The following is a 25,296-nucleotide window of genomic DNA, read 5'->3' as shown; positions in this document are numbered from 1 at the left end:
CCGGTGCCACCGTGCGTCCGGTGCGTCCCGGGGGAGCCCGTGAGGGCGGTGGGCCGGTGCGCGCCGACCGGCCGCCGGAGGGCGTCCGGCGGGGTCCGCGGGCCCCGGGTGACCCGGCCCGCACGGGCGTGCGAGGGCCGTTGTGCCCATTCTCCCAGTTCCCGCGCTCCGGGCGAAAACGCCTTATCAGCGGCACCGGCCCGCGTGGGATACTGGGCCCGGCCGGTTTCCCGGCCCCGGGGCGGCGGCCCGCCCCCGGGAAGCACCTTCCAGACAGCTCCGGAACCCGAGCAGAACGGCGCCCATCCATGGCTTCGGTCACGTCCCTTTCCGCTTCCGTCCACCAGCGTCTCGCGACGGCACTCCAGGCAGCCCTGCCTCAGGCCGGTGCCGTCGATCCGCTGCTGCGCCGGAGCGACCGGGCCGACTTCCAGGCCAACGGCATCCTGGCCCTCGCGAAGAAGGCCGGGACCAACCCGCGCGAGCTGGCCGGGAAGGTCACGGACGCGGTGCCCGCCGACGGGCTGTTCGCCGGGATCGAGGTGTCGGGTCCGGGCTTCCTGAACGTCACGCTCACCGACCGGGCGATCACGGAGAACCTCGCGGCGCGCCTCGCGGACGACGAGGGCCGTCTCGGCGTGCCCTACGCCGGGGACCCGGGCACCACGGTCATCGACTACGCGCAGCCGAACGTGGCCAAGGAGATGCACGTCGGCCATCTGCGGTCGGCGGTGATCGGCGACGCGGTGGTCCGGCTGATGGAGTTCACCGGCGAGTCCGTGGTGCGCCGCCACCACATCGGCGACTGGGGCACCCAGTTCGGGATGCTCATCGAGTACCTGATCGACCACCCGCACGAGCTGGACCACCGGGCCGACGAGGCCGCCGAGGGCAGCGCGGCGATGTCGAACCTGAACCGGCTGTACAAGGCCGCGCGGGCGCTGTTCGACACGGACGAGGACTTCAAGGCGCGGGCCCGCCGCCGGGTGGTCGCGCTGCAGTCGGGCGATCCGCGCACCCGTGAGCTGTGGCAGCGGTTCGTGGACGAGTCGAAGATCTACTTCTACTCGGTCTTCGACAAGCTGGACATGGAGATCCGGGACCCGGACGTGGTCGGCGAGTCCGGCTACAACGACATGCTTGACGAGACCTGCCGGCTGCTGGAGGAGTCGGGCGTGGCGGTCCGCTCGGAGGGCGCGCTGTGCGTGTTCTTCGACGACGTCAAGGGCCCGGACGGGCAGCCCACGCCGCTGATCGTCCGCAAGTCGGACGGCGGCTACGGCTACGCGGCGACCGACCTGTCGGCGATCCGGGACCGGGTGTTCGGGCTGAAGGCGTCCACCCTGCTGTACGTGGTGGACGCGCGGCAGGCGCTGCACTTCCGGATGGTCTTCGAGACGGCCCGGCGCGCGGGCTGGCTGGGCGACGGCGTGCGGGCGGTGCAGCTGGCGTTCGGCACGGTGCTCGGCGCGGACGGCAAGCCGTTCAAGACCCGTGAGGGCGAGACGGTGCGGCTGGAGGACCTGCTGGACGAGGCGGTCCAGCGGGCCACGGCGGTCGTCCGGGAGAAGGACGTCCAGGGTCAGCTGTCGGAGGCGGAGATCGCGGAGCGGGGTGCCCAGGTGGGCATCGGCGCGGTGAAGTACGCCGACCTGTCGACGTCCGCGAGCCGTGACTACAAGTTCGACCTCGACCAGATGGTGTCGCTGCACGGTGACACCAGTGTGTACCTCCAGTACGCGTACGCCCGGATCCGTTCGATCCTGCGCAAGGCGGGCGAGGGGGCGACTGTCGCGGCCCGTCCGGAGCTGGCGCTGGAGGACGCCGAGCGGGCGCTGGGGCTGCACCTGGACCAGTTCGGCGACACGGTGGCGGAGGCGGCGGCCGAGTACGCCCCGCACAAGCTGACCGCGTACCTGTACCAGCTGGCCTCGCTGTACACCACGTTCTACGACAAGTGCCCGGTGCTGAAGGCGGACACGGACGAGCGGCGCGAGAACCGGCTCTTCCTGTGCGAGGTCACCGCGGCGACCCTGCGCCGGGGCATGGAGCTGCTGGGCATCCGCACGCCCGAGCGCCTCTGACCCACGGACGGCGGACCGGCCGGACCGGCGGGACCTGGCGGATCGGCGGGACCTGGCGGACCTGGTCCGGTCGGCCCGCCGCCCGCGCACGTCACGCACCGCGCGTCACGCACCGCCGCCCGCGCACCGGCACACCGCACACCGGCGCACCGGCACACCACGCGTCGCGAACGGGGTCACCGCCCACCACGGGCGGTGACCCCGCCGCCTTTTCGCCCGCCCCCGTCAACACGTCTGTTGCGGGGGCGTTTCCGTGTCCGCCGATGGGTTTCCGCGTTGACGGGAATTCCCGCACCCCGGAAAAGGGCCGCTACTGTTTCCCCGCCAACAGCGGTACGGCGCCCCGGATTTCCGGACGCGCGCCGTTCATCACGCGAAAAGCGAGGCCACCGACATGTCCGTGACCGATGAATTCCTGGAGAACAACGCGACCTTCGCGACGACGTTCTCCGGCCCCCTCGCCCTCCCCCCGCGACGGCGACTGGCCGTCGTCGCCTGCATGGACGCCCGGATGGACATCTACTCCATCCTCGGCCTGCGCCCCGGAGACGCGCACGTCATCCGGAACGCGGGCGGTGTCGTCAGCGACGACGTGATCCGTTCGCTGGTGATCAGCCAGCGGCTGCTGGGCACCCGCAGCGTCATGCTGATCCACCACACGGACTGCGGAATGCTCACCTTCACCGACGACGAATTCAAACGGGACATCGAGAAGGACACCCTCATCCGTCCTTCCTGGTCGCCGGAATCCTTCACCGATCTGGAGGAGGACGTACGGCAATCCGTCCGCCGTATCGAGGGGAGCCCCTTCGTCCCGCACACCCGCAGCCGTGGATTCGTGTTCGACGTGGCGACGGGCCGCCTCACCGAGGTGGAGTGACCATCCCGGACGGGCGGCGTCTCACACGGGTTTCCGCAGCACCCCGGCGAGCCGCTCCAGCCCCACCCGGATCTCGTCGGGGGTGTGGGTGACGAAGCACAGCCGCAGGGTCGCCGGGTCGGGGGCGTCGCAGTGGAAGGGCGCCCCCGGCACGTACGCCACGTCCCGGGCGACGGCCTCCTTCAGCAGTTCCCCGGTGTCCGAGCCGTCCGGCAGCCGCGCCCAGACGAACATCCCGCCCTCGGGACGGGTCCACGAGGACCCCTCGGGCAGCGCCCCGGGCAGCCCGTCGAGCAGCGCGTCCCGCCGCTCCCCGTAGGCGGCGGCGACCGTCCGGACGTGGGCGTCCAGGTCCCGGTCGGCGAGGTAGCGGGCGGCGGCCAGCTGGTTGACGGTCGGGGTGTGCAGATCGGCGGCCTGTTTGGCGATCGCGCAGGCGCGCAGCAGCGTGGCGGGCGCCCGCAGCCAGCCCAGCCGCAGCCCCGGCGCCATCACCTTGGAGAAGCTGCCGAGCAGGGCGGTGCGGTCGGCGGCGCCGTCCAGGGAGGCGATCCAGGGCACCCGCTCCCCCTCGAACCGCAGCTCCCCGTACGGGTCGTCCTCCACCAGCCACAGTCCGCGCCGCGCGGCGACCTCCGCGACGGCGGCGCGGCGGGCGAGGGGGACGGTCCGTCCGGTCGGGTTCTGGAAGGTGGGCACCGAGTAGAACAGCTTGGGCCGCAGCAGGGCGGTGAGACGGTCCAGTTCCCCGGGGTCGACGCCGTCCTCGTCGCCCGGCACGGCGACCACCCGGGCGCCCGCGAAGGAGAACGCCTGTATCGCCGCGAGGTAGCAGGGCCGTTCCACCAGCACGGTGTCCCCGGGGTCGACGAGCGCCTGGGCGAGCAGCGAGAGCGCCTGCTGGGAGCCGGTGGTGACGATCAGGTCGTCGGGGCCGGTCGGCAGCCCCCGGTCGGCGGTGCGGCGGGCGAGCGCCGCGCGCAGGGTGGGTTCGCCCTCGGTGGTGGCGTACTGGAGCGCCCGGGCGGGGGTCTCGGCGAGGACGTCCCGGAACGCGGCGGCGACCCCGGCCCCGTCGAAGAGTTCCGGCGCGGGCAGTCCGCCCGCGAAGTTGATCATCCCCGGGCGGCCCACGACGGACAGGATGTCCCGGACCGGCGAACCGCCGACGGCGGCGGCTCGCGCGGCGAACGGGGGCGGGGCCACGACAGCGCTCACGGCTACTCCTGGAGTACGGGGCCCGGGGGCCCGGCGGGATGGTGGCCGCACACCCTAGCGGGGTAGCTGCTGCCTACAGCCACCGTTCCGCGATCCGGACGGCGGCCGGTGCGACCGTGCCGGTCAGACCGCCGTCGCCCCCGTCCCGGCCGTGGACCAGCGCGTCCCCGGCACCAGGTGCTCCAGGTACCCGGCGTCGGAGACCTTCACGGTGATCTCCGCGTACGGGTGGTCCTCCAGCGGACGGCCGTCCAGCAGCCGCCAGGTCCGCCAGTAGTCGAGGTCGGCCGGGGCGTCCCAGGTCGCCATCTCCTCCAGGCCGGGCTCCCACTCCTCCGGGTCGACGGCCGCCACCTCCCGCCACACCGGCACGTTGCGCAACGGTCCCACCTCGTACCCGACGACGATCTCCGCCGCCCGGCGGGCGAGTTCGTCGCTGTCGCTGAGGGTGCGCACGTACGCGGAGACCCCGTCCCGGCCGGAGCCGCCGAGGTCGTAGACGTCGGCGGCCCGCCGCCGGGGCTCGCGCACGGTCACCCCGTCCCCGTCCAGCAGATAGCCGTCGTCGCTCACCCTCACCAGCCGTCCGGCGAGGCACCCGTGGAGGTCGCGCAGCTCGGGCGCGAGCCGCAGGTCCGCCACGGCGTCCGGGTCCGGGCGCCGTCCGGTGGGGCGCGCGTCCGCCCCCGGCTCCCCCGGGCCGTCCCCGGCCAGCCGGAACCACGCCTCGGCCAGCAGCGCGACGGGAAAGGCGTGGTCACGGGGGACCCGGACGGCGTCCGCGCTGACGAGGTGTATCCGGCCGCGGAGGACGGCTCCCTCGACGCCGTCGACGGACACGGTGAACAGATCGGTCATGGAAGTCCCATTTCACCCAGGCCACGGGTGATCACCGCCGACCACCACAGCCCAGACATTAACCGGCCGTACGGTCCGTCAGATCCGTTGTCCGCTCCCCGGGTTCACCGCTCCCGAAGATGACGGACGGTACACGGTGGCCCGGCCCCGCCAGCCGGAACGGACCCTCCCGGTCCCGGCCGGACACCCGACCGCCCGGCCGGGAGACGGTGGACGGGACGGGAGCACCCACCCGTCGCCATTGCGTCAGAAAAGACCGGAACCCGTTCCCGCACGTCCCCGCAGGTGTGCGAATCCGGACAGCGGTTTCCCTTGATCGCGTTCGCGATCAAGGCGGAGCGCGCCCCCGACGGCCGGACGGCCGGGCAGGGAAGGTGGTACGGACCACGGCACGTGGTCTGTACCTCACTCACCGTCACCCGTCCGGACGCGGCCGGACGGGTCGGACGGGTCCGGGCGGAGTCGGACAGGGGCGTGCGGGTCCGGGCGGAGCCGGAAGGAACCGGAACCGGACGGACGGCGCCCCGGCTCACATGTACGGCAGTTCCCCGCGGCGCAGCCGGTGCTCGATGTCGTCGCCCCGGACCGTCAGCGCGACCAGGATCGCCCGCTGGTCGTCCGGCGCGGCCGGGTCGAACCACACCACCGCCCGGTCCCCGGAACGGGGCTGGTGTCCCGGGTCGAAGAGCGCTCGTTTGGTCACCCAGCGGTCGGCGCCCGCGCGGTCGGAGAACAGCACCACGAACTCGACCTCGAACCGGTCGTCGACCTCCGTCCCGGTCGGGGTGGAGTCGGTCACCTGGCCGGGCACCCGCAGCCCGGTGTGGATGACCTCCCAGGCCCGGGCGTCGCGCCGCCGCCGGGCCGCGTGCCGGTGGACCGTCCACCCCAGCCGCAGCGCGAACACCACGACGAGCAGCGCCGGTACCCACCACTGCGCGGTCCACGCGACCCAGGCCCCGGTGTGCCACTCGTCGTCGCCCAGGCCCAGCCCGTCGACGAACACGCCCTCCTTCGGGGGGCGCACCCACCGCTCGCGCGCCCCGAACAGCACCCCCAGCCCGACCCCGAGGTACGCCAGGGCCATGAAGTACAGGGGGCCGTAGTACTCGCCGCGCCGCGCGAGACAGACGTCCCCGCCGGTCAGCCGCACGATGGGGGCGGCCACCAGCCCGGCGAGGAAGGCCCACAGGAAGACCGGGGTGTCGTTCACCGGGTACAGATCGGTGGAGAGGTACACCGACCCCAGGGGATAGGCCGCCATGTCGGCGGCCCCGTACCCGCACAGCGCCCACAGTCCGCCGTACAGCAGGAGCACCGCCCACAGCGAGGGCCCCAACGGAGCGCCCGGGCGGTCGCGTTCGGACCGTCGCCGTTCCTCCTCGCGCCGCGCGGCGGCAGGATCGACCGTACTCATCCGCCCATACCTCCCCCTGCCCCACCGCGGGGGGCGCGCACCGCCGCGCGCCCCCGCCCCAGGATTACCGCCGCCGCAGGCCGTGTACACCTCCGGGGACGGGCACGTCCGGTTTACGGCGACGGGGGTACCGCATCCCGGCCGTACCGGACGGGCCGGGACGGGACGGAACGGGCCCGCGAACCGTACCGGACGGGACCGGGTCGTACGGCCCGCGGCCCCGGGCCCGTCCACCCTGCCCCGCCCCGCCCGGGAGCGGTACGGGGCGGGGACGGGACGGGGCGGACGGGCCCGCGAGCCGTGACGCCGCCCCAGGCAGGCCCGGCCCCCGGCCGCCGCCAGCGGGGCCGGAGACCCGGGATCGGGGCCAAGGGCCAAGGACAGGAGGCAGGGCCAAGAATAGGAGGCAGGGGCCGGGGCAAGGGCCAAGCCCCAACCCTGGTCCCGGGTTGGGCCCAGGGCCAGGGTTGGGGCCGGGCCCAGGGCTGGGGTTGGGGCAGGGGACCTGGGCCAGGAGCCCGGAGGCGGGGCCCCAGGCCCGGGGGCCTCAGGCCCGGGGGCCCCAGGCCCGGGGGCCCCAGGCCCGGGGGCCCCAGGCCCGGGGGCCCCAGGCCCGGGGGCCCCAGGCCCGGGGGCCCCGGACCCCGGGGCCTCAGGGCGCGGCCAGCGCCTCCGTCGGGGCCAGCCGGGCGGCCCGCACCGCCGGGTACAGCCCCGCCAGCCCGCCGATCACCAGCGTCGCCGCGACCCCGCCCGCCACCGCCCACGGCGGGACGACCGTCGGCCACCCCTGGTAGACCGCGTACCCGGAGGTGACCGAGGAGCCGAGGACCGCCCCGCCCAGCCCGCCGAGCGCCGACAACAGCAGCGACTCCGCGAGGAACTGGGTGCGGATCTGCCCGCGCGTGGCGCCCAGCGAGCGCCGCAACCCGATCTCGGCCCGCCGCTCCAGCACCGAGATGACCATGGTGTTGGCCACCCCGACCCCGCCGACGAGCAGCGCCACCGCGCCGAGTCCCAGCAGCAGCCCGGTGAACGCCTCCCCCGCCGCCTCGCGGGCGGCGAGCGCGTCGGAGGGCCGGGAGACGTCGACCTCGTCGGGGTGCTCCGGGTTGGCGGTCGCCCCGAGCACCGTCTGCACCTGGGGCACCGCCGCGTCGGCGGACCGGGTGTAGATGGTGGTCGGGTGCCCGTCGAAGCCGAGGTACTCCTTCCCGGCCCGCCAGCCGATCAGCGCGGCGGTGTCCAACTCCGGCGCGAGCGGCGCCGGTTCGAGGACCCCGATGACGGTGAACCACCGGCCGCCGACGAGCACCCGGGTGTCCGGTCCGATCCGGCCCAGGCCGAGCCGGGCCGCCGCGTCCGCCCCGAGGACGACCGCCGGGTAGCGGGCGGTCGCCCGGTTGAGCCAGGTCCCGGCGCGCAGCCGGGCGCCGACCGCGCTCCGCAGGTCCTCGCGGGCCGCGTAGACGGCGAGCCCGTTGGTCTCCGCCGAGGGGACGCGGTCGTTGCGGTAGACCTTGGCGTCCGGGACCTTGCCCACCGCCGAGACCGAGTCCACCGGACCGATCCGGGCCACCATCGCCTCGGCCGTCAGCGGCAGCGCGGCCTGGTCGCCCAGCATGGTGTCGCCGGGGGAGACGGTCAGCAGATTGGTGCCCAACGCGTCCAGGGTGCGGTCGAGTTCGGCGCGGGAGGAGGACGAGATGCCGACCACCGCGACCATCGCCGCGATCCCGATCGCGATGCCCAGCGCGGACAGGAACGCCCGCAGCGGCCGGGTCCGCAGCCCCACCGCGCCGACCTTCAGCACATCACGGGCCGCCAGCCGCGCGGGCCGCAGCCGGGGCCGCGCCGCGACCCCCTCGGAACCGCTCCCGGACCCGCTACCGGGCCCGGCTCCGGACCGGCGGCCGTTCGCGCGCCGCCGGGACCTTGTCGGGACGGTGACGCTCATCGCGGCACCTCCGCCGTCCACGGGGAACCCCCCGGCGGCCCCCCGGCCCCCGGGACGCGCCCTCCGACCCCCGGCGCGGCCCCGTCGGGCCCGGGGGACGCCCCCGGGACGGGCCCGTCACCCCTCGCGGAACCCCCCGGGGAGGCCCCCGGTACGGCCCCGTCGGCCTCCGCCGGGAAGCCGCCCGAGGAGCCCCCCGGAAAACCCTGGGGGAAGGTCCGCGCGACGGCCCGCGAAGGGGCCCGCGCCGGACCGTCCCGGAGCTCGTCCGCGACCATCCGGCCGTCCCGCATCAGCACCCGCCGGGGCAGCGCCCGCGCGATCTCCCGCTCATGGGTGATGACCACGACCGTGGTGCCCGCCGCGTTCAACTCCCTCAGCAGGTCCATCACCCCGGCACCGGACCGGGAGTCGAGCGCCCCCGTCGGCTCGTCCGCGAGCAGTAGCGCGGGCTCCCCGACGACCGCCCGCGCGATGGCGACCCGCTGCCGCTCCCCGCCGGACAGTTCGTGCGGCTCGTGGTCCAGCCGGTGGCCGAGGCCCACCCGGCGCAGCACGGCCGCCGCCCGCCGACGCCGCTCCCCGGCCCGCGGCCCGCCGTACAGCAGCCCGTCCGCGACGTTGTCGAGGGCGGTGGTCCCGGCCGCCAGGTGGAAGTGCTGGAACACGAACCCGATCCGGGTGGCCCGCAGCGCGGACAGCCGCGCGTCGGACAGCTCCCCGACCGGGTAGCCGTCGATGACCACCCGCCCGGAGGTGGGCCGGTCGAGGGTGCCGAGGACGTTCAGCATGGTGGACTTGCCGGAGCCCGACGGCCCGACGATGGCGACGAGTTCGCCCGGGGCGATCCGCAGCGACACCTCGTCGAGGGCCCGCACCCCACCGGGATAGGTCCGGGTCACCCGGTCCAGGAGGATCATTCGGGCACCCCCACCCGGGTGGATTCGGAGATCCCGCCGCCGCTGATCTCGACCCGGCCGTCCGCGAACAGCCCGGTCTCCACCGGGACGTAACGGGTGGTGTCCCCCGTGACGACCTCCACCCCGAAGCCGCCCTCGGCGAGCGCGAGCAGCGCGGCGACCGGGACGGTGAGCACGTCCTTCCGGGTCCCGGCGGTGAACTCCACGTCCACGGCGGCCAGGACGTAGCGGTCGGCGGCCCGGCGGGCCCCGGCGCCGGTCAGCGAGACGAGGACCTCGGCCGTGGTCTCGGCGTCCTCGTTGCCCTCGCCGGGCGTGATGACGGTGGTGACCCCGTCGACCTCGCCCCGGACGGTCCGGCCGTCCGGCAGCACCACACCGACCTCCGTGCCCTTCTTCGCCCGCCCCTGGTGCTCGGGGTCGATCTCGACGGTGACCACCTTGTCGGTGCCGGTGTACGCGAGCACCTGGGCGCCCGGGGTGAGCGCGGCGCCCTCCTCCGCCTCGACGGCGTCCACCCGGACCCGTCCCGGCGCGAACACGACCCGGCCGAGGTCCACGCGCCCGGTCTCCTCGGTCCCGAGGTCCTCCTGCCACTCCTTCACGGCGGCGGCGGTACGGTCGCTGAACTCGTCGTCGACGGTGAACCCGTCGTACCCGAGGGCGGCCAGGTTCTTCTCCAACTGCCGTACGTCCTCGCCCTCGACGCCCTCGCGCAGCGCCCGGTACGCGGGCTTCGCCCCGTACAGCAGCACCACGGGCGCCCCGTCCACCTCGTACAGCGTCTGTCCGCGCCGGAGCGTGCTCCCCGCGCGCGGGGCGTCGGTGAGGGTCCCGGCGGTGCGGGCGACGGCCGTCCGGGAGGTCCCGAAGCCGAGCGAACCGTCCTCGGTGCGGCTGTCCTTCAGGTCCCGGCGGTCGACCCGGACCGACTTCGGCGGCAGCCGGTCGTCGGCGCCGTCGTCCCCGCCACCGCCGTCCCGGCCCACCAGCCCGAACCAGCTCTGCGCCGCCACCCCGCCCGCGACCAGCACGGCGAGCGCGGCGAGCCACCGCCCCCGGCGGCCCCGCCGCGCCCGCCGCGCGGCCCCCGGCCCGACCGCACCGCCCCCGGCCGCCTCCACCCCCTCCACCGAGCCCGGCGCGTCCGGCGAGCCGCCCGAGCCCGGCGCATCCGGTACGTCCGGCGCGTCCACCGAGCCCGCCGATCCCACCGATCCCCCCGAGCCCTGGACGTCCAGGGCATCCGGGGAGGCCATCGGGCCGGACGAGGTCACCGGGTCCGACGAGGTCACGGCGTCCGCCGTCTCCCCCGCCATCAGCCCTCCTTCCCGTTCAGCATCCCGCCGCCGCCCTTGCCCAGCCGGGGCTTGCACTTCTTCTCGGCCGCCATGAAGTCGGGGTCCTCCACCATCTCCGGGTCCAGCCGCATCCCGCCGTTCTCCGGGTCGGGGAACTCCTCCACCCCGTTCTCCCGCATGCACTTGGCGTAGTCGCGCATCCGGTCCATCGCCTTGGGGTCGCCGCCCTTGCCGACGCCCTGCGGCGCGTACTTCCGGCAGGCGGCCATCGCCTCGTCCACCTTCGACCGGTCGACGTCCTTCATCGCCCCGCCGTCGATCCGCACCCCGCCGTCCGGCTCCGGGTCCTCCACCTCGACGCCGTTCTCCCGCAGGCACTCGGTGAGCTTCAGGGCCGCCTTCTCCGGGCTGAGTTCCGGACCCGCCGCCCCGCCCGTCTTCTTGCCGCCGCCCGCCGTGGCGACCTTCTCGCCGGTGCCGCCCGCGCCGCAGCCGACGAGCAGCAGCGCCAGCGCCACCGCCGGTACCGCCGCGCACGCCCTCCGTGTCCCGGATCGCATCGTGTCGTCTCCTCGTGATCGTCCGCTCCGGTCCGTCGCCCCGGCCCCCGTGTGCCGGGGCGACGGGCCTCCGACACCGCCGAGCAAACGCGACGGCCCGTTTCCCGGGCGTTTCCACCACCACCGCACCGGGTACCGCACGCCCGCCGGACGGCTAACAGCGGGGAAACACCCGGCCGGGGACGATGACCGGAGCGACGGACCGCCCACCCGACGGAGCCCACCACCCCACGGAACGGGGCGCGTTGGACGGCGAGGGGGACGGACAGCGGACGGACCTGGCCGGGAAGGGCGGAGGACGACGGATGCGGTTACTGGTGGTGGAGGACGAACCGATGCTCGCGGACGCCATCGCGGAGTGGCTGCGCGGGGAGACCCACGCGGTGGACGTCGCCCACGACGGCGCGGCCGCCCTGGAACGGATCACGGTCCACGCCTACGACGTGGTGGTCCTCGACCGGGACATCCCGGCCGTCCACGGCGACGAGGTCTGCCGCGAGGTGGTCGCCTCCGGCGCCACCGCCCGGGTGCTGATGCTGACCGCCGCCGCCGAGGTCGCCGACCGGGTCGCCGGGCTCTCCCTCGGCGCGGACGACTATCTGACGAAACCGTTCGCGTTCGCCGAACTCTCCGCCCGGGTGCACTCGTTGGGCCGCCGCTCCCGTCCCGCCGCGCCCCCCGTGCTGCGCCGCGCCGGACTCACCCTGGACCCGGGCCGCCGCGAGGTGTTCCGCGACGGACGGTACGTGCCGCTGTCCCCGAAGGAGTTCGCCGTGCTGGCGGAGCTGCTGCGCGCCGACGGGGCGCCCGTCCCGGCCGAGACCCTGCTGGAGAAGGTGTGGGACGAGCACGCCGACCCGTTCTCCGGGGTGGTGCGGCTGACCGTCCTGAAGCTGCGCCGCAAACTCGGGCCGCCCCAGACCGTGGAGACGGTGACCGGCGTCGGGTACCGCGTCCCGTGACCACCACCAGCGGCCATCGCGCCCACCGCCTCCGCCCCCGCTCCCTGCGCGCCCGGCTCACCCTGCTGTACGGGGGGCTGTTCCTGGTCGCCGGGCTGGTGCTGCTGACCCTGACGTACGTCCTGTTCGACAAGCGCGCCTGGGCGCCCGCCCCCGATCTGGTCTCCCGGCAGGACGTGGTTGTCCCCAAGGGCTCCGGGGCCACGCCGCCGGTCCCGCCGCCCGCCACGGCCCCCGACACCCGGGTGCGCACCGGGGACGGCGCGCTGGTCAGGGCCCGGGACGCGGCCGCGGTGCTCACCCAGGAGAAGGAACGGCTGCGGAGCGCCGCCGCGACCGCGCTGCTCACCCGGGGCGGGATCGCCCTGGTGGTGGTCGGCGGGGCGGCGGCCGGGCTGGGCTGGCTCGTCGCGGGACGACTGCTGGCCCCGCTGCACCGGGTCACCGACACCGCCCGGCGGATCGCCCGGGCCCCGGCGGCGGGGCGCGGACTGCACGAACGGATCGCGCTCGGCGGCCCCGACGACGAGGTGAAGGCCCTCGCCGACACCTTCGACACCATGGTCGAGCGGCTGGACCAGTCCTTCGACGGCCAGCGCCGTTTCGTCGCCAACGCCTCGCACGAACTGCGCACCCCGCTGACCCTGGGCCGGGCCCTGGTCGAGGTGGCGATGCACCGCGCGGGGGCGTCCGAGGACGTCCGCCGACTGGGGAGCACCCTGCTGGAGATCAACGCCCGGCACGAACGCCTCATCGGGGGGCTGCTGATGCTCGCGTCCTCCGAGAACCCGGTGGCCGAACGGGCCCCCGTCGACCTCGCGGACGTGGTGGACCACGTCGTGGCCCAGACGGCGGCGGAGGCCGGACGGACGGGCGTCACGGTCCGCCACTCGGTCGGCGAGTCCCCCACCACGGGGGACGCCCTGCTGCTGGAGCGGCTGGTGCACAACCTGGTGGAGAACGCGATCCGCCACAACACCGGTCGGGGCGGGCTGGTGGAGATCACCGGCGGCCCGCTGCCCCGCCCCCGTGGCGGCGGGCCGGAACGGATCGGGCTCACGGTCGCCAACTCGGGCCCGGTGATCCCCGCCTACGAGGTCCCGACCCTGTTCGAACCGTTCCGCCGCCGGGGCGCCGAACGGCTCGTCGGGGCCAAGGGCGCGGGCCTCGGGCTGTCCATCGCGCGGTCCGTCGCCCGCGCCCACGACGGCGAGATCACCGCCCGCCCCCGGCCGGACGGTGGGCTGACGGTCACCCTCGCCCTCCCGGCCGCCGACCGGGGGGACCCACTGACAACGGGGTGCGTAGCTGACCAATAAGTCGGTACTTGTGGGCGCGCCGGGCGTTGCGCAGAATTCAGTCACCAGAAAAGAATTCCGCACCCCCCGAGGAAGCCCCTGATGCCTGAATTCACCGGAACCTCCGAAAAAACCGGGAACCCCGGGAACCCCGGAAACCCCGGGAATCCCGAGAACCCGGAAAGCGCCGCGGAAAACCCTGGGGAGCGGACGGACTCGGGCACCCCGGCGGTCCCCGCCACGGTCTCGGTCATCGGCCTGGGGCTGATGGGGTCCGCGCTCGCCGCCGCCCTCCTGACGGCGGGGCACCGGGTGACCGTGTGGAACCGCACCCCCGCGAAGACGGGCCTCCTGACCGCGCGGGGCGCCGTTCCCGCCGCCTCCCCGGAAGCGGCGATAGCGGCGAGCGAGCTGACGGTCCTGTGCCTCACGACGAACGAGAACGTCACCGCGCTGCTGGAGCCGCTCGGCGACGCGCTGGCCGGACGGGCCCTCGCCAACCTCACCAACGGCTCCCCCGAGCAGGCCCGGGAGCTGGCCGCCCGGGTGACCGACCGGGGCGGCGTCTACCTCGACGGCGGCATCATGGCCGTCCCCCAGATGATCGGCACCCCCGCCGCCTACGTGCTCTACAGCGGCGACGAGACGGCCTACCACCGGCACCGCGCCACCCTGGCCGCGTTCGGCGGCACCCGCTGGACCGGCACCGACCCGGGCAACGCGGCCCTGTACGACCTGTCCCTGCTCACCGGCATGTACGGCATGCTGATGGGGGTCTCCCAGGCGTTCGCGACGATCCGCTCAGCGGGCCTTCCGGCCGGGGACTTCGCCCCGCTGCTGGAGGACTGGGTCACCGCGATGACCCAGGGCCTGGTCCCCGGCATCGCCCGGGCCCTGGACTCCGGCGACCACCTCACCGACGTCGCCAGCCTCGCCGTCAACCAGGCCGCGTTCGGCAACCTGCTGGACACCTACCGCGCCCAGGGCCTCTCCACCGCCCTCTTCGAGCCGCTGAGCGCGCTCCTCGACCGGTCGGTCGAGGAGGGCCACGGGGCCGACGGACTGTCCCGGCTCTCGGAACTCCTGCGGAAGTAACGCCCCCGGGGACAAACGGAACGTTTACGGGTCGGCGCGAATACGTCAGCGGAGATGAATTCCATGGACACCGTTCGCACGGGCTGATTGCATTCCCCTCGTTCACCGGAATCCCCGAAAGGAAACAATCCCATGCGGGTACGGAAGACCGTCGGCGCGCTCCTCGGCTCCACCGCGCTGGCCCTTTCCCTCCTGTCCGTCGGCGCGACCACCAGCTCCGCCCAGACGACGCAGACGTTCCAGTACCACTCCGTCACCACCGCCAACGGAGTGAAGGTCACGATCCGGTCGGGCACCGAGCAGATCGGCACCGTCGAATGGCGTAAGGACGCCGACGGCGCCCTCCCCGGCAACGCGCTGGAGGTCCGCGACTTCGGCGACAACACCGTCGAGGTGGTGGCCCGCCTGAGCAACGGTCAGACCGCCTCGACGGTGAACCAGTTCGACAACTTCGACCGGGTCCTCGTGCCGGGCCCCGACGGCAGGCAGCTCCGCCTGACGGTCTCCCCGGTGCGGGGTAACGGCTCCCCGTTCCCCGGCGCCGTCCCCGCCTACCAGGTGACCACCTGACGCCCGCCCGGCAGGCCCTGACGAGCACCACCACCGGCAAGCCCGCGCCCGGCCACGCCCAGACCGGCGGCGACCTGCCCGAGGGCGGCGGCCGGACGTTCTGGACCTGCTACGGCACCAGCGCCTCGGACGTCCGCTCTAACGCCGTCGACGTCACCGCCTGACCCCGGCCCCGCACCGGCGGCCCCTCCCCCCTTGACGGCCCCGGACGCGGAACCGCCCCCCACACCACGGGTGTCCCGTGGCACACCCCGTGCCACGGGACACCCGTGCGGAACGACCCGGCCCCGGTGCCGCGCCCCACGGGCGGCACCGGGGCCGGGCCCGCGTGCGAAGGGAGGGACGGCGTCAGCCCCGCAGCCCCCGCGCCACCTCGGTGGCCCAGTAGGTGAGGATCACGCTCGCCCCGGCCCGCTTGATCCCGAGCAGCGACTCCACGATCGCCCGCTCCCGGTCGATCCAGCCCTTCTCGGCGGCGGCCTCGACCATCGCGTACTCCCCGGAGATCTGGTACGCGGCCACCGGCACGTCCACCGTGTCCGCGACCTTCGCCAGCACGTCCAGGTACGGCCCGGCGGGCTTGACCATGACGATGTCGGCGCCCTCCGCCAGGTCCAGCGCCAGCTCCCGCAGCGACTCCCGGACGTTCGCCGGGTCCTGCTGGTAGGTGCGGCGGTCACCGGTGAGGGAGGAGCCCACGGCCTCCCGGAACGGTCCGTAGAACGCGGAGGCGTACTTCGCGGTGTACGCGAGGACCGCCACGTCGTCCCGGTCGATCTGGTCGAGCGCGTCGCGGACCACGCCGATCTGGCCGTCCATCATCCCGCTGGGGCCCACCACATGGGCCCCGGCGTCCGCCTGGACCTGCGCCATCTCGGCGTAGCGCTCCAGCGTCGCGTCGTTGTCGACCCGGCCCCGGGCGTCGAGGACCCCGCAGTGCCCGTGGTCGGTGAACTCGTCCAGGCACAGGTCCGACATGACGAGCAGCTCGTCACCGACCTCGGCCCGCACCGCGCGCAGCGCCACCTGGAGGATGCCGTCCGGATCGGTCCCGGCAGTGCCGAGCGCGTCCTTCTTCGCCTCCTCGGGGACCCCGAACAGCATGATCCCGGAGACCCCGGCGTCCGCCGCCTCGACGGCGGCCTTCCGCAGGCTGTCCAGGGTGTGCTGGTACACACCGGGCATCGACCCGATCGCCACGGGCGCGTCGACGCCCTCCCGCACGAACGCGGGCAGCACCAGGTCGGCGGGGTCCAGCCGGGTCTCGGCGACCATCCGGCGCATCACCGCGGTCGACCGCAGCCGCCGGGGCCGCGCCCCGGGGAAAGAACCGTACCTACTCACGATCTCCAGCTCCGTACCTCGACGGCCCGGGTCGTGTCCCGGACCGGTCCTCGGCGCCCGGCGCACCCGTCCCCGCGAAGGCCGACGGCCCGGGCGCACCGGTCCCGCCGCGCACGCCCCGCGACGGTCCGGCCCCCGTCACGGCGGCCCGGCCCCGTCCCGGCCGTCCGGGCGGACCCGGCACCGGGCGTCCGCTCTCCCAGGGTCTCCGGGTTCTCCCCGGCCCCGGACCACGGGGCCGAACCCACGGCCCGAGCCACGGGGCCGGCCCCACGGCCCGGACTACGGGGTGACGCGTCTGCGCCGGGCCCCCGGCCGCCGCTCGCTGGGCCGGGTCACGTGCTCCCCGGCCTCCGTCGCGGCGTCCCGCCGGGCCGCGCCGAAGTCGGCGAGCGCGGCGGCCAGCTTGTGGACGGACGGCTCGGGGGCCATCACGTCCACCCGCAGCCCGTGCTCCTCCGCCGTCTTCGCGGTGGCCGGGCCGATGCAGGCGATGACGGTGACGTTGTGCGGCTTGCCCGCGATCCCCACCAGGTTGCGCACCGTGGAGGACGAGGTGAACAGCACCGCGTCGAACCCGCCGCCCTTGATGGCCTCCCGGGTCTCGGCGGGCGGCGGCGACGCCCGCACGGTCCGGTAGGCCGTGACGTCGTCCACCTCCCAGCCGAGTTCGATCAGCCCGGCCACCAGCGTCTCGGTGGCGATGTCGGCGCGCGGCAGGAACACCCGGTCGATCGGGTCGAAGACCGGGTCGTAGGGCGGCCAGTCCTCCAGCAGCCCGGCGGCGGACTGCTCCCCGCTGGGCACCAGGTCCGGCTTGACGCCGAAGGCGACCAGCGCGGCGGCGGTCTGCTCGCCGACCGCGGCGACCTTGATCCCGGCGAAGGCGCGGGCGTCGAGCCCGTACTCCTCGAACTTCTCCCGGACCGCCTTCACCGCGTTGACCGAGGTGAACGCGATCCACTCGTAGCGTCCGGTGACCAGGCCCTTGACGGCCCGTTCCATCTGCTGCGGGGTGCGCGGCGGCTCCACGGCGATCGTCGGCACCTCGTGCGGCACCGCGCCGTAGGAGCGCAGCTGGTCGGAGAGCGAGGCCGCCTGCTCCTTGGTGCGCGGCACGAGGACCCGCCAGCCGAACAGCGGCTTGGACTCGAACCACGACAGCCGGTCGCGCCGGGCGGCGGCGGAACACTCGCCGACCACGGCTATCACCGGGCGGCCCCCGTCCGGCGCGGGCAGCACCTTCGCCTGCTTCAGGGTCTGCGCGATGGTGCCGAGCGTCGCCGACCAGGTGCGCTGGCGGGTGGTCGTGCCGCCCACCGTCACCGTCAGCGGGGTGTCGGGCTTGCGGCCCGCCGCGACGAGTTCACCGGCCGCGGCGGCCACCGTCTCCAGGGTCGCCGAGACGACCAGCGTCCCGTCCGAGGAGCCGACCTCGCCCCAGCAGCGGTCGGAGGCGGTGCGGGCGTCCACGAACCGCACGTCGGTGCCGCGCTCGTCGCGCAGCGGGACCCCCGCGTAGGCGGGCACCCCGACGGCGGCGGCGATCCCGGGGACCACCTCGAAGGGGACCCCGCCGGAGACGCAGGCCAGCATCTCCCCGGCCGCGTAGGCGTCGAGGCCGGGGTCGCCGGGCACCGCCCGCACCACCCGCTTGCCGCCCCGCGCGGCCTCCATGACAAGATTGGCCGTGTCCCTCAACACGGGACCACCGACGGCAGTTGACGCCCCGTCAGCGGCCTGGTCCGGTGCGCCCGAGGGCGACCGGGTCGAGGCCGCGTCCAGGACGGTGACACCCGCCCTGGCGTGCGCCCGGATCACATCGAGCACATCGGGCTCGGCGATCAGTACGTCCGCGCCCGCGAGCGCCTCCACGGCGCGCAGGGTCAGCAGCCCCGGATCACCCGGTCCGGCACCCAGGAAGGTGACGTGCCCGTGTGTGGGAACGGCGGAATGGTTCGAGGCGGTGGGGCTCAAAGTGCTCGCTCCCCCATCAGACCGGCCGCGCCCTTGGCCAGCATCTCCGCCGCGAGTTCGCGGCCGAGCGCCATGGCCTGCTCATGCGTCGAGGGCACGGGACCGGTGGTGGACAGCTGCACCAGCGTGGAACCGTCGGTCATCCCGACGACTCCCCGCAGGCGCATCTCCTTGACAATCTGCCCGTCGCCCAGCAGGTCGGCCAGCGCTCCGACGGGAGCGCTGCAGCCGGCCTCCAGGGCGGCGAGCAGGGAACGCTCGGCGGTCACGGCGGCCCGGGTGAGCGGGTCGTCCAGGACCGCGAGCGCGGCGACCAGCGACGCGTCGTGCGCGGCGCACTCGATCGCCAGGGCCCCCTGGCCGGGGGCGGGCAGCACGGTGTCGACCGACAGGAAGTCGGTGACCTCGTCGATCCGGCCGAGCCGGCGGAGCCCGGCGGCGGCCAGCACGACCGCGTCGAGTTCGCCGTCCCGGACGTATCCGATGCGGGTGTCGACGTTGCCGCGGATGGCGACCGTCTCGATGGTCGTGCCGTGATCACGCGCGTAGGCGTTCAGCTGCGCCATCCGGCGCGGCGAGCCGGTGCCGACGCGGGCGCCGTCCGGCAGTTCGGGGAAGGTGAGTCCGTCCCGGGCGATCAGGACGTCCCGGGGGTCCTCGCGCGGGGGGACCGCCGCCAGCACGAGGCCCTCGGCGGGCGTCGTCGGCAGGTCCTTCAGCGAGTGCACGGCGAGGTCGACCTCGCCGCGCAGCAGCGCCTCGCGCAGCGCGGCGACGAAGACGCCGGTGCCGCCGATCTGCGCCAGGTGCTCGCGGGAGGTGTCGCCGTAGGTGGTGATCTCGACGAGTTCGACCTCGCGTCCGGTCGCCTCCCGGACCGCCCGGGCCACGAGTCCGGACTGGGCCAGGGCGAGCTTGCTGCGCCTGGTCCCCAGCCTCAGTGCCTTCTCAGTCATGCGCGGTTCCTGCCGTTGGTGACGTTCGGGGGGACACCGGTGGCGTCGCGGGGTACGCCGATCGTGCCCTGGGGGGTGCCCGTCAGGCCGGGGACGTCGGCGAGGCGGGTGAGGGGGACGGACCCGGGGATCCCGTCGGACGCGCCCTCGCGCGGACCGTCGGCGTCGCCCCGGGGGCGGTCGGCGCGCGAGACGGCGGCGACGGCCTCCGGGTCCAGGTCGAAGAGGGTGCGCAGGGCGTCCGCGTACCCGGCGCCGCCGGGCTCGGCGGCGAGCTGCTTGATCCGTACGGTCGGCGCGTGGAGCAGCTTGTCGACCACGCGCTTGACGGTCTGGGTGATCTCCGCGCGTTCCTTGTCGGCGAGGCCGGGCAGCCGCCCCTCCAGCCGGGCGATCTCCCCGGCGACCACGTCGGCGGCCATGGTGCGCAGCGCGACCACGGTGGGGGTGATGCGCGCGGCGCGCTGGGCGGCGCCGAAGGCGGCGACCTCGTCGGAGACGATCGCGCGGACCCGGTCCACGTCGGCGGCCATCGGGGCGTCGGCGGAGGCCGCGGCGAGGGACTCGATGTCCACCAGCCGGACCCCGTCGAGCCGGTGCGCGGCGGCGTCGACGTCCCGGGGCATCGCCAGGTCGAGCAGGGCGAGCGGGGTGGACGGGGCGCCGGAGACGGCGTCCTCGACGGTCCGCGCGGCGACGGCGTCGGCGACGTCCCGTTCGGTCAGCACCAGTCCGGCCGCCCCGGTGCAGGAGACCACCACGTCTGCACGTGTCAGCTCCGTGGGGACCCGGTCCATCGGGACGGCCCGGGCGGCCACCCCCGTGCCGCCGGGTTCGGTGAGGATCGCGACGAGACGGGCGGCGCGCTCCGGGGTGCGGTTGGCGACGACGACCTCGCCGACGCCCGCGCGCGCGAGGGTGGCGGCGGCCAGCGAGGACATCGACCCGGCGCCGATGACCAGGGCGCGACGGCCCGCGGCCCAGGCGGCGAGCGCCCCGGCGGCCCCGTCCTCGCCCTCCCCGGCCCCGGCGAACTGCTGGAGCCCGAAGGTGACGAGGGACTGTCCGGCCCGGTCGATCCCGGTCTCGGAGTGGGCGCGCTTGCCGACCCGCAGGGACTGCTGGAAGAGGTCGTTGAGGAGCCGTCCGGCGGTGTGCTGGCCCTGGGCGACGGCGAGGGCGTCCTTGATCTGCGCGAGGATCTGCCCCTCCCCGACGACCATCGAGTCCAGTCCGCAGGCCACCGAGAACAGGTGGTGGACGGCGCGGTCCTCGTAGTGGACGTAGAGGTGGGGGGTCAGCTCGTCGAGGCCGACCCCGCTGTGCTGGGCGAGCAGGGTCGACAGCTCGGCGACGCCCGCGTGGAACTTGTCGACGTCCGCGTACAGCTCGACGCGGTTGCAGGTGGCGAGGACGGCGGCCTCGGCCGCGGGTTCGGCGGCGAGGGCGTCCTGGAGCAGCTTGCCCTGGGCGTCCCGGGACAGCGCGGCGCGTTCCAGGACGCTCACGGGCGCGGTGCGGTGGCTCAGCCCGACGACGAGGAGGCTCATGCGGGCATCACGGCGGGCACGTCCCCGTCGGGTCCCTTGCGGGGGGCGCGGGCGGGCGCGGCGGCCGGGGCCGTCCCGTCCCCGGCGCTCCGCGCGGCCGGGGCGTCGTCGGCGGGGGCGTCCGCCGCCTCGGCGAGTTCCTCCCCGGCCTTGCGCTGCTCGTGGAAGGCGAGGATCTGGAGCTCGATGGAGAGGTCGACCTTGCGCACGTCGACGCCGTCCGGAACGGTCAGGACGGTCGGCGCGAAGTTGAGGATGGACGTCACCCCGGCGGCGACGAGCCGGTCGCAGACCTGCTGGGCGGCTCCGGCGGGGGTCGCGATCACCCCGATGGAGACCCCGTTGTCCTCGATGATCCGCTCCAGCTCGTCGGTGTGCTGGACCGGGATGCCCGCGACGGGCTTGCCCGCCATCGCCGGGTCGGCGTCGATGAGCGCGGCGACCCGGAACCCCCGGGAGGCGAACCCGCCGTAGTTGGCGAGCGCGGCGCCGAGGTTTCCGATGCCGACGATGACCACGGGCCAGTCCTGGGTCAGGCCCAGCTCGCGGGAGATCTGGTAGACGAGGTACTCGACGTCGTAGCCGACCCCGCGGGTGCCGTAGGAGCCGAGGTAGGAGAAGTCCTTGCGGAGCTTGGCGGAGTTGACGCCGGCGGCGGCCGCCAGCTCCTCCGAGGAGACCGTGGGCACCGAACGCTCGGACAGCGCGTTGAGAGCGCGGAGGTACAGCGGAAGCCGGGCGACGGTGGCCTCGGGAATCCCTCGGCTGCGGGTCGCCGGTCGGTGTGTTCGGCCAGTTGCCACGGTGCTCCTGCGGGTAGAGCGGGGCTGTGGGCGGCCGAGAGTGCCGGGACCGCCCCGTCGACAGAAGGCTATGTCTTTGTGAACGCGTGCACAAAGATGGTGTCCGATTTGCCCGGCCAACGTGACCGGGGTCACGCACACTCGGCGCGCGATCCGGGAACCGGCGCGCGAGGGCGCGGAACGCTCACCTGAAGGGGGCAAAGCGGTACACACTCCTCAACACAACCCCGCCCCCGAAGCCGAACCGACGTCAGCGGACATCCGAACAGCCACGATCGTAACCCGGGTTTTAGCCCTAAAGTGCCCGCTCGGTCCCGAATCGCCCCCCACTCGCGCCCCTTCCCGGCCAACCCCCGCCCGCCCCACGGGAATCCACCACCCCGACCACCCCGACCACGCACGGACACCCACGCTCCCCGGGCACCCGCCCACACGACTCGCACCGGGCACCGGGCGACGGGCGACGGGCGACGGGCGACGGGCGACGGGCGACGGATAACGATTGACCGCTGACCGCTGACCGCTGACCGCTGGCGCCTCAGCCGGTCAGCGCCCGCCGCAGCCGCTCCTCCTTCACCCGCCAGAAGTCGTGCTGCTCGCCGTCCACCAGCACCACCGGGATCTGCTCCCAGTACAGGCGGTACAGCTCCGCGTCCTCGGTGATGTCCTTCTTCTCCCAGGAGGCCCCCACCTCCCCGCACACCTTCTCGATCACGGCCTGCGCGTCGTCGCACAGATGGCAGCCGGGCTTGCCGATCAGCGTCACGACACGCTCGGCGGGCGGCTTCTTCTGGGCACGTCGGAAGAGAGGACTCATGGGGCCATTCTCCCGCCCCGCCCGCTCCCGCCCGGCCCGCGCCCGGCCCGCCGCACCCACCGGCCGGAGCGGACGGACCCGGCCAGGGACCGGGGCAGGACCCGGGGGACGACTCCGGAACGACCCCGGGGCGGACGCGGGGCGGACCCGGGCGGACCAAGAAAGACGGCGGGACCGGACCCGTCACCCGCCGTTCACCCCGCCGGTTCCGGGCGGGCGGGGCGCCCCCGAACAAACTGGCTATGCTCACCGCATGGCCGCTCTTCGATGGCTCACCCCCCGTAGGCGCTCCGCCACGGCACGGAGCGTGCTGGCAGGCGAGGCGTCCGCGGAGGCCGCCCGCAAGTCCGCGCAGGACCTCGATCAGGACGCCCCGGACCTCGACGCCCTGGACTCCCTCGAAGTCCCCGACTTCCCCGACGACGGGGAGCGCGAACCGGCGGAACCCGAGTTCCCCGTGGTGGGCGACCAGCACGCCGCCGCCTTCTTCGACCTCGACAACACGGTGATGCAGGGCGCCGCCCTCTTCCACTTCGGGCGCGGGCTGTACAAGCGGAAGTTCTTCGACACCCGCGAGCTGACCCGCTTCGCCTGGCAGCAGACCTGGTTCCGGCTGGCCGGGGTCGAGGACCCCGAGCACATGCGGGACGCCCGCGACTCCGCGCTCTCCATCGTCAAGGGCCACGGGGTCGCCGAGCTGATGTCCATCGGCGAGGAGATCTACGACGAGTACATGGCCGACCGCATCTGGCCCGGCACCCGCGCCCTCGCCCAGGCCCATCTGGACGCGGGCCAGAAGGTGTGGCTCGTCACCGCCGCCCCCGTCGAGATCGCCACGGTGATCGCCCGGCGGCTGGGCCTGACCGGCGCCCTCGGCACGGTCGCGGAGTCGGTCGACGGCGTCTACACCGGCCGGCTCGTCGGCGAACCCCTGCACGGCCCGGCCAAGGCCGAGGCGGTGCGCGCCCTGGCCGCGGGCGAGGGCCTGGAACTGCGCCGCTGTGCCGCGTACAGCGACTCGCACAACGACATCCCCATGCTGTCCCTGGTCGGCCACCCCTACGCGATCAACCCGGACGGCAAGCTCCGCAAGCACGCCCGCGCCCACGACTGGCGGCTGCGCGACTACCGCACCGGACGCAAGGCCGCCCGGGTCGGCATCCCCGCCGCGGCGGGCGTCGGCGCGGTCGCGGGCGGCACCGCGGCGGCCATCGCCCTGCACCGCAGGGCCGCCCGCCGCTGAGCCCTCCCCCGGTCGGTTCCGCCGCCCGTCGCCCGGCCCTCCGCCGCCCGGGCCACCCGCCAGAAACCGCCACAACGCACCCCCACCCACCCGCCAAACGGTCCATCTCTATAACCAAGCGGTCACTCTCTGACGGTCGAACGAACACCAAGCGAAACCAGAACCGCTGTATTCGATGATTTGAGCAACTCGGTGTAGCACCGCCTATACGAAGCGTTATTCTCCTCAGACGCAAGCCGGTACCCACACGTCGCCACGACGGGTGAACGGTCCCGCACTGCACGTGATGCAAGCTCTGCCTCTGGGAGTCCCGTGTACCCACACGTCGGGGTTGACGCCTCGGGCCTGGCTACGCTGCGCGCAACGGTCCTCGACCACCTGCGCGGCTTCGTCCCCACCGCGTACGCCGTCCCCGCATACGCAGTCCCCGCACCACCCGCGCCATCCGTCCGCCGTCTCACCGAGCGCCTCCGCCCCACCGCCCGCGCTCCCCGCACCGCCGTCCCCGCCACACCCGCCACCGGCCGCTGCTACGCGCTGGCCGACGGCAGCCCGGCCACCGTCAGCCGCCGGGGCCGCGGCACCACCGCCACGGCCACCACCACCGCCCGGCGCCCCGCCGCGGACAGCGACAGCGCCCGCATGATGGAACTGGTCGAACGCGCCCAGTCCGGCGAGGCCGAGGCGTTCGGCAGGCTGTACGACCAGTACAGCGACACCGTCTACCGCTACATCTACTACCGCGTCGGCAGCAAGGCCACCGCCGAGGACCTGACCAGCGAGACGTTCCTGCGCGCCCTGCGCCGGATCGGCACCTTCACCTGGCAGGGCCGCGACTTCGGCGCCTGGCTGGTCACCATCGCCCGCAACCTGGTCGCCGACCACTTCAAGAGCAGCCGCTTCCGCCTGGAAGTGACCACCGGCGAGATGCTCGACGCCAACGAGGTCGAGCGCAGCCCCGAGGACTCCGTCCTGGAGGCCCTCTCCAACGCGGCGCTCCTCGAAGCGGTCCGCCGTCTCAACCCGCAGCAGCAGGAGTGCGTGACGCTCCGCTTCCTCCAGGGCCTGTCGGTCGCCGAGACCGCCCGGGTCATGGGCAAGAACGAGGGCGCGATCAAGACCCTCCAGTACCGGGCGGTCCGCACCCTCGCCCGGCTCCTCCCGGACGACGCCCGCTGAACCCGGCGCCCCGGCGCACCCCGGCCCCGGCGCACCCGCCGCGCCCCGCATCCGCCCGCCCTCGTCACCCTTCGCCCGTCCCCGCCCATCCGCCCCGTCCGTCCCCGCCCGCCCTCCGGACCGCCCCGCCCGGCACCCGGCGGCCCCCGCCCCACCGGACCCGCCCACCCCGCGCGACGCCCCGGCACGGTACGCGATGACCAACTCACCCACCGTGAGGGACATTTGACCGGAACGACCGGCCCCCGGCCGTCCGTAACCGAAATACCGCGCCACTCGTTGTCCGGGATACCGGCTCCCTGTGGTC

Annotated in this window: 21 protein-coding genes; 8 read left to right on the top strand and 13 right to left on the bottom strand. The window is 74.6% G+C overall.

The window, feature by feature from the left end:
• The first annotated feature begins 308 nt into the window (after positions 1–308).
• Positions 309–2,084, top strand: coding sequence for an arginine--tRNA ligase (gene argS, locus ACVWNX_RS20310; protein WP_454408830.1), 1,776 nt, complete (start codon positions 309–311; stop codon positions 2,082–2,084).
• Between the two features lie 394 nt (positions 2,085–2,478).
• The gene (locus ACVWNX_RS20305) at positions 2,479–2,964 is read left to right on the top strand and encodes a beta-class carbonic anhydrase (RefSeq protein ID WP_454408828.1); all 486 of its coding nucleotides are present in this window, start codon (positions 2,479–2,481) and stop codon (positions 2,962–2,964) included.
• A gap of 21 nt (positions 2,965–2,985) precedes the next feature.
• On the opposite strand, the gene ACVWNX_RS20300 is transcribed toward ACVWNX_RS20305, so the two are convergent.
• From ACVWNX_RS20300 to ACVWNX_RS20270, 7 genes are all read right to left on the bottom strand, one after another.
• A complete protein-coding gene (locus ACVWNX_RS20300; protein WP_454408826.1) occupies positions 2,986–4,182 on the bottom strand; it encodes an aminotransferase-like domain-containing protein in 1,197 nt (398 codons plus the stop codon).
• Between the two features lie 123 nt (positions 4,183–4,305).
• Positions 4,306–5,040, bottom strand: a complete 735-nt coding sequence (locus ACVWNX_RS20295; RefSeq protein WP_454408824.1) for a hypothetical protein — start codon at positions 5,038–5,040, stop codon at positions 4,306–4,308.
• A gap of 529 nt (positions 5,041–5,569) precedes the next feature.
• Positions 5,570–6,457 (bottom strand): hypothetical protein, encoded by an 888-nt coding sequence (locus ACVWNX_RS20290; protein WP_454408822.1) that lies wholly within the window; start codon positions 6,455–6,457, stop codon positions 5,570–5,572.
• 652 nt (positions 6,458–7,109) lie between these two features.
• Positions 7,110–8,414 (bottom strand): ABC transporter permease, encoded by a 1,305-nt coding sequence (locus ACVWNX_RS20285; protein ID WP_454408821.1) that lies wholly within the window; start codon positions 8,412–8,414, stop codon positions 7,110–7,112.
• On the bottom strand, positions 8,411–9,334 hold the full coding sequence (locus tag ACVWNX_RS20280; RefSeq protein ID WP_454408819.1) for an ABC transporter ATP-binding protein: 924 nt from the start codon (positions 9,332–9,334) through the stop codon (positions 8,411–8,413). Before ACVWNX_RS20280 ends, ACVWNX_RS20285 begins: the two co-directional genes overlap by 4 nt.
• Positions 9,331–10,653: an efflux RND transporter periplasmic adaptor subunit gene (locus ACVWNX_RS20275; protein ID WP_454408817.1), complete on the bottom strand. Its 1,323-nt coding sequence runs from the start codon at positions 10,651–10,653 to the stop codon at positions 9,331–9,333. Before ACVWNX_RS20275 ends, ACVWNX_RS20280 begins: the two co-directional genes overlap by 4 nt.
• Entirely contained in the window at positions 10,653–11,195 is a 543-nt protein-coding gene (locus tag ACVWNX_RS20270) for a hypothetical protein (RefSeq protein WP_454408816.1), read from the bottom strand. Before ACVWNX_RS20270 ends, ACVWNX_RS20275 begins: the two co-directional genes overlap by 1 nt.
• A 305-nt stretch (positions 11,196–11,500) precedes the next feature.
• On the opposite strand from ACVWNX_RS20270, the gene ACVWNX_RS20265 reads away from it, so the two are divergent.
• The 4 genes from ACVWNX_RS20265 (at position 11,501) to ACVWNX_RS20250 (ending at position 15,120) form a co-directional block, all read left to right on the top strand.
• On the top strand, positions 11,501–12,157 hold the full coding sequence (locus ACVWNX_RS20265; RefSeq protein WP_454414859.1) for a response regulator transcription factor: 657 nt from the start codon (positions 11,501–11,503) through the stop codon (positions 12,155–12,157).
• The gene (locus tag ACVWNX_RS20260; RefSeq protein ID WP_454408814.1) at positions 12,154–13,476 is read left to right on the top strand and encodes a sensor histidine kinase; all 1,323 of its coding nucleotides are present in this window, start codon (positions 12,154–12,156) and stop codon (positions 13,474–13,476) included. Before ACVWNX_RS20265 ends, ACVWNX_RS20260 begins: the two co-directional genes overlap by 4 nt.
• Before the next feature lie 81 nt (positions 13,477–13,557).
• Positions 13,558–14,550: an NAD(P)-dependent oxidoreductase gene (locus ACVWNX_RS20255; RefSeq protein ID WP_454408813.1), complete on the top strand. Its 993-nt coding sequence runs from the start codon at positions 13,558–13,560 to the stop codon at positions 14,548–14,550.
• A gap of 132 nt (positions 14,551–14,682) precedes the next feature.
• Positions 14,683–15,120: a hypothetical protein gene (locus ACVWNX_RS20250; RefSeq protein ID WP_454408811.1), complete on the top strand. Its 438-nt coding sequence runs from the start codon at positions 14,683–14,685 to the stop codon at positions 15,118–15,120.
• A gap of 348 nt (positions 15,121–15,468) precedes the next feature.
• Here ACVWNX_RS20250 and hemB read toward each other — a convergent pair whose 3' ends face one another.
• The 6 genes from hemB to ACVWNX_RS20220 form a co-directional block, all read right to left on the bottom strand.
• Positions 15,469–16,464: a porphobilinogen synthase gene (gene hemB, locus ACVWNX_RS20245; protein ID WP_454408809.1), complete on the bottom strand. Its 996-nt coding sequence runs from the start codon at positions 16,462–16,464 to the stop codon at positions 15,469–15,471.
• 282 nt (positions 16,465–16,746) lie between these two features.
• Positions 16,747–18,441, bottom strand: a complete 1,695-nt coding sequence (locus ACVWNX_RS20240) for a bifunctional uroporphyrinogen-III C-methyltransferase/uroporphyrinogen-III synthase (RefSeq protein ID WP_454408808.1) — start codon at positions 18,439–18,441, stop codon at positions 16,747–16,749.
• Complete coding sequence (gene hemC / locus ACVWNX_RS20235; RefSeq protein WP_454408806.1) at positions 18,438–19,397, bottom strand: hydroxymethylbilane synthase; 960 nt, start codon at positions 19,395–19,397, stop codon at positions 18,438–18,440. The genes ACVWNX_RS20240 and hemC overlap by 4 nt, the downstream gene beginning before the upstream one ends.
• Positions 19,394–20,947: a glutamyl-tRNA reductase gene (locus tag ACVWNX_RS20230; RefSeq protein ID WP_454408805.1), complete on the bottom strand. Its 1,554-nt coding sequence runs from the start codon at positions 20,945–20,947 to the stop codon at positions 19,394–19,396. Before ACVWNX_RS20230 ends, hemC begins: the two co-directional genes overlap by 4 nt.
• On the bottom strand, positions 20,944–21,750 hold the full coding sequence (locus ACVWNX_RS20225; protein ID WP_454408804.1) for a redox-sensing transcriptional repressor Rex: 807 nt from the start codon (positions 21,748–21,750) through the stop codon (positions 20,944–20,946). Before ACVWNX_RS20225 ends, ACVWNX_RS20230 begins: the two co-directional genes overlap by 4 nt.
• 538 nt (positions 21,751–22,288) lie before the next feature.
• A complete protein-coding gene (locus ACVWNX_RS20220; RefSeq protein WP_454408802.1) occupies positions 22,289–22,567 on the bottom strand; it encodes a glutaredoxin family protein in 279 nt (92 codons plus the stop codon).
• 253 nt (positions 22,568–22,820) lie between these two features.
• Between ACVWNX_RS20220 and ACVWNX_RS20215 the strand changes: the two genes are divergently transcribed.
• Both ACVWNX_RS20215 and ACVWNX_RS20210 read left to right on the top strand, forming a co-directional pair.
• Positions 22,821–23,810 (top strand): HAD family hydrolase, encoded by a 990-nt coding sequence (locus tag ACVWNX_RS20215; RefSeq protein WP_454408801.1) that lies wholly within the window; start codon positions 22,821–22,823, stop codon positions 23,808–23,810.
• 312 nt (positions 23,811–24,122) lie between these two features.
• Positions 24,123–24,989: an ECF subfamily RNA polymerase sigma factor, BldN family gene (locus ACVWNX_RS20210; RefSeq protein WP_454408800.1), complete on the top strand. Its 867-nt coding sequence runs from the start codon at positions 24,123–24,125 to the stop codon at positions 24,987–24,989.
• Positions 24,990–25,296: the final 307 nt, after the last annotated feature.

This window comes from Streptomyces sp. JNUCC 64 (assembly GCF_054484115.1).
This window is presented reverse-complemented; position numbering and strand designations above follow the sequence as displayed.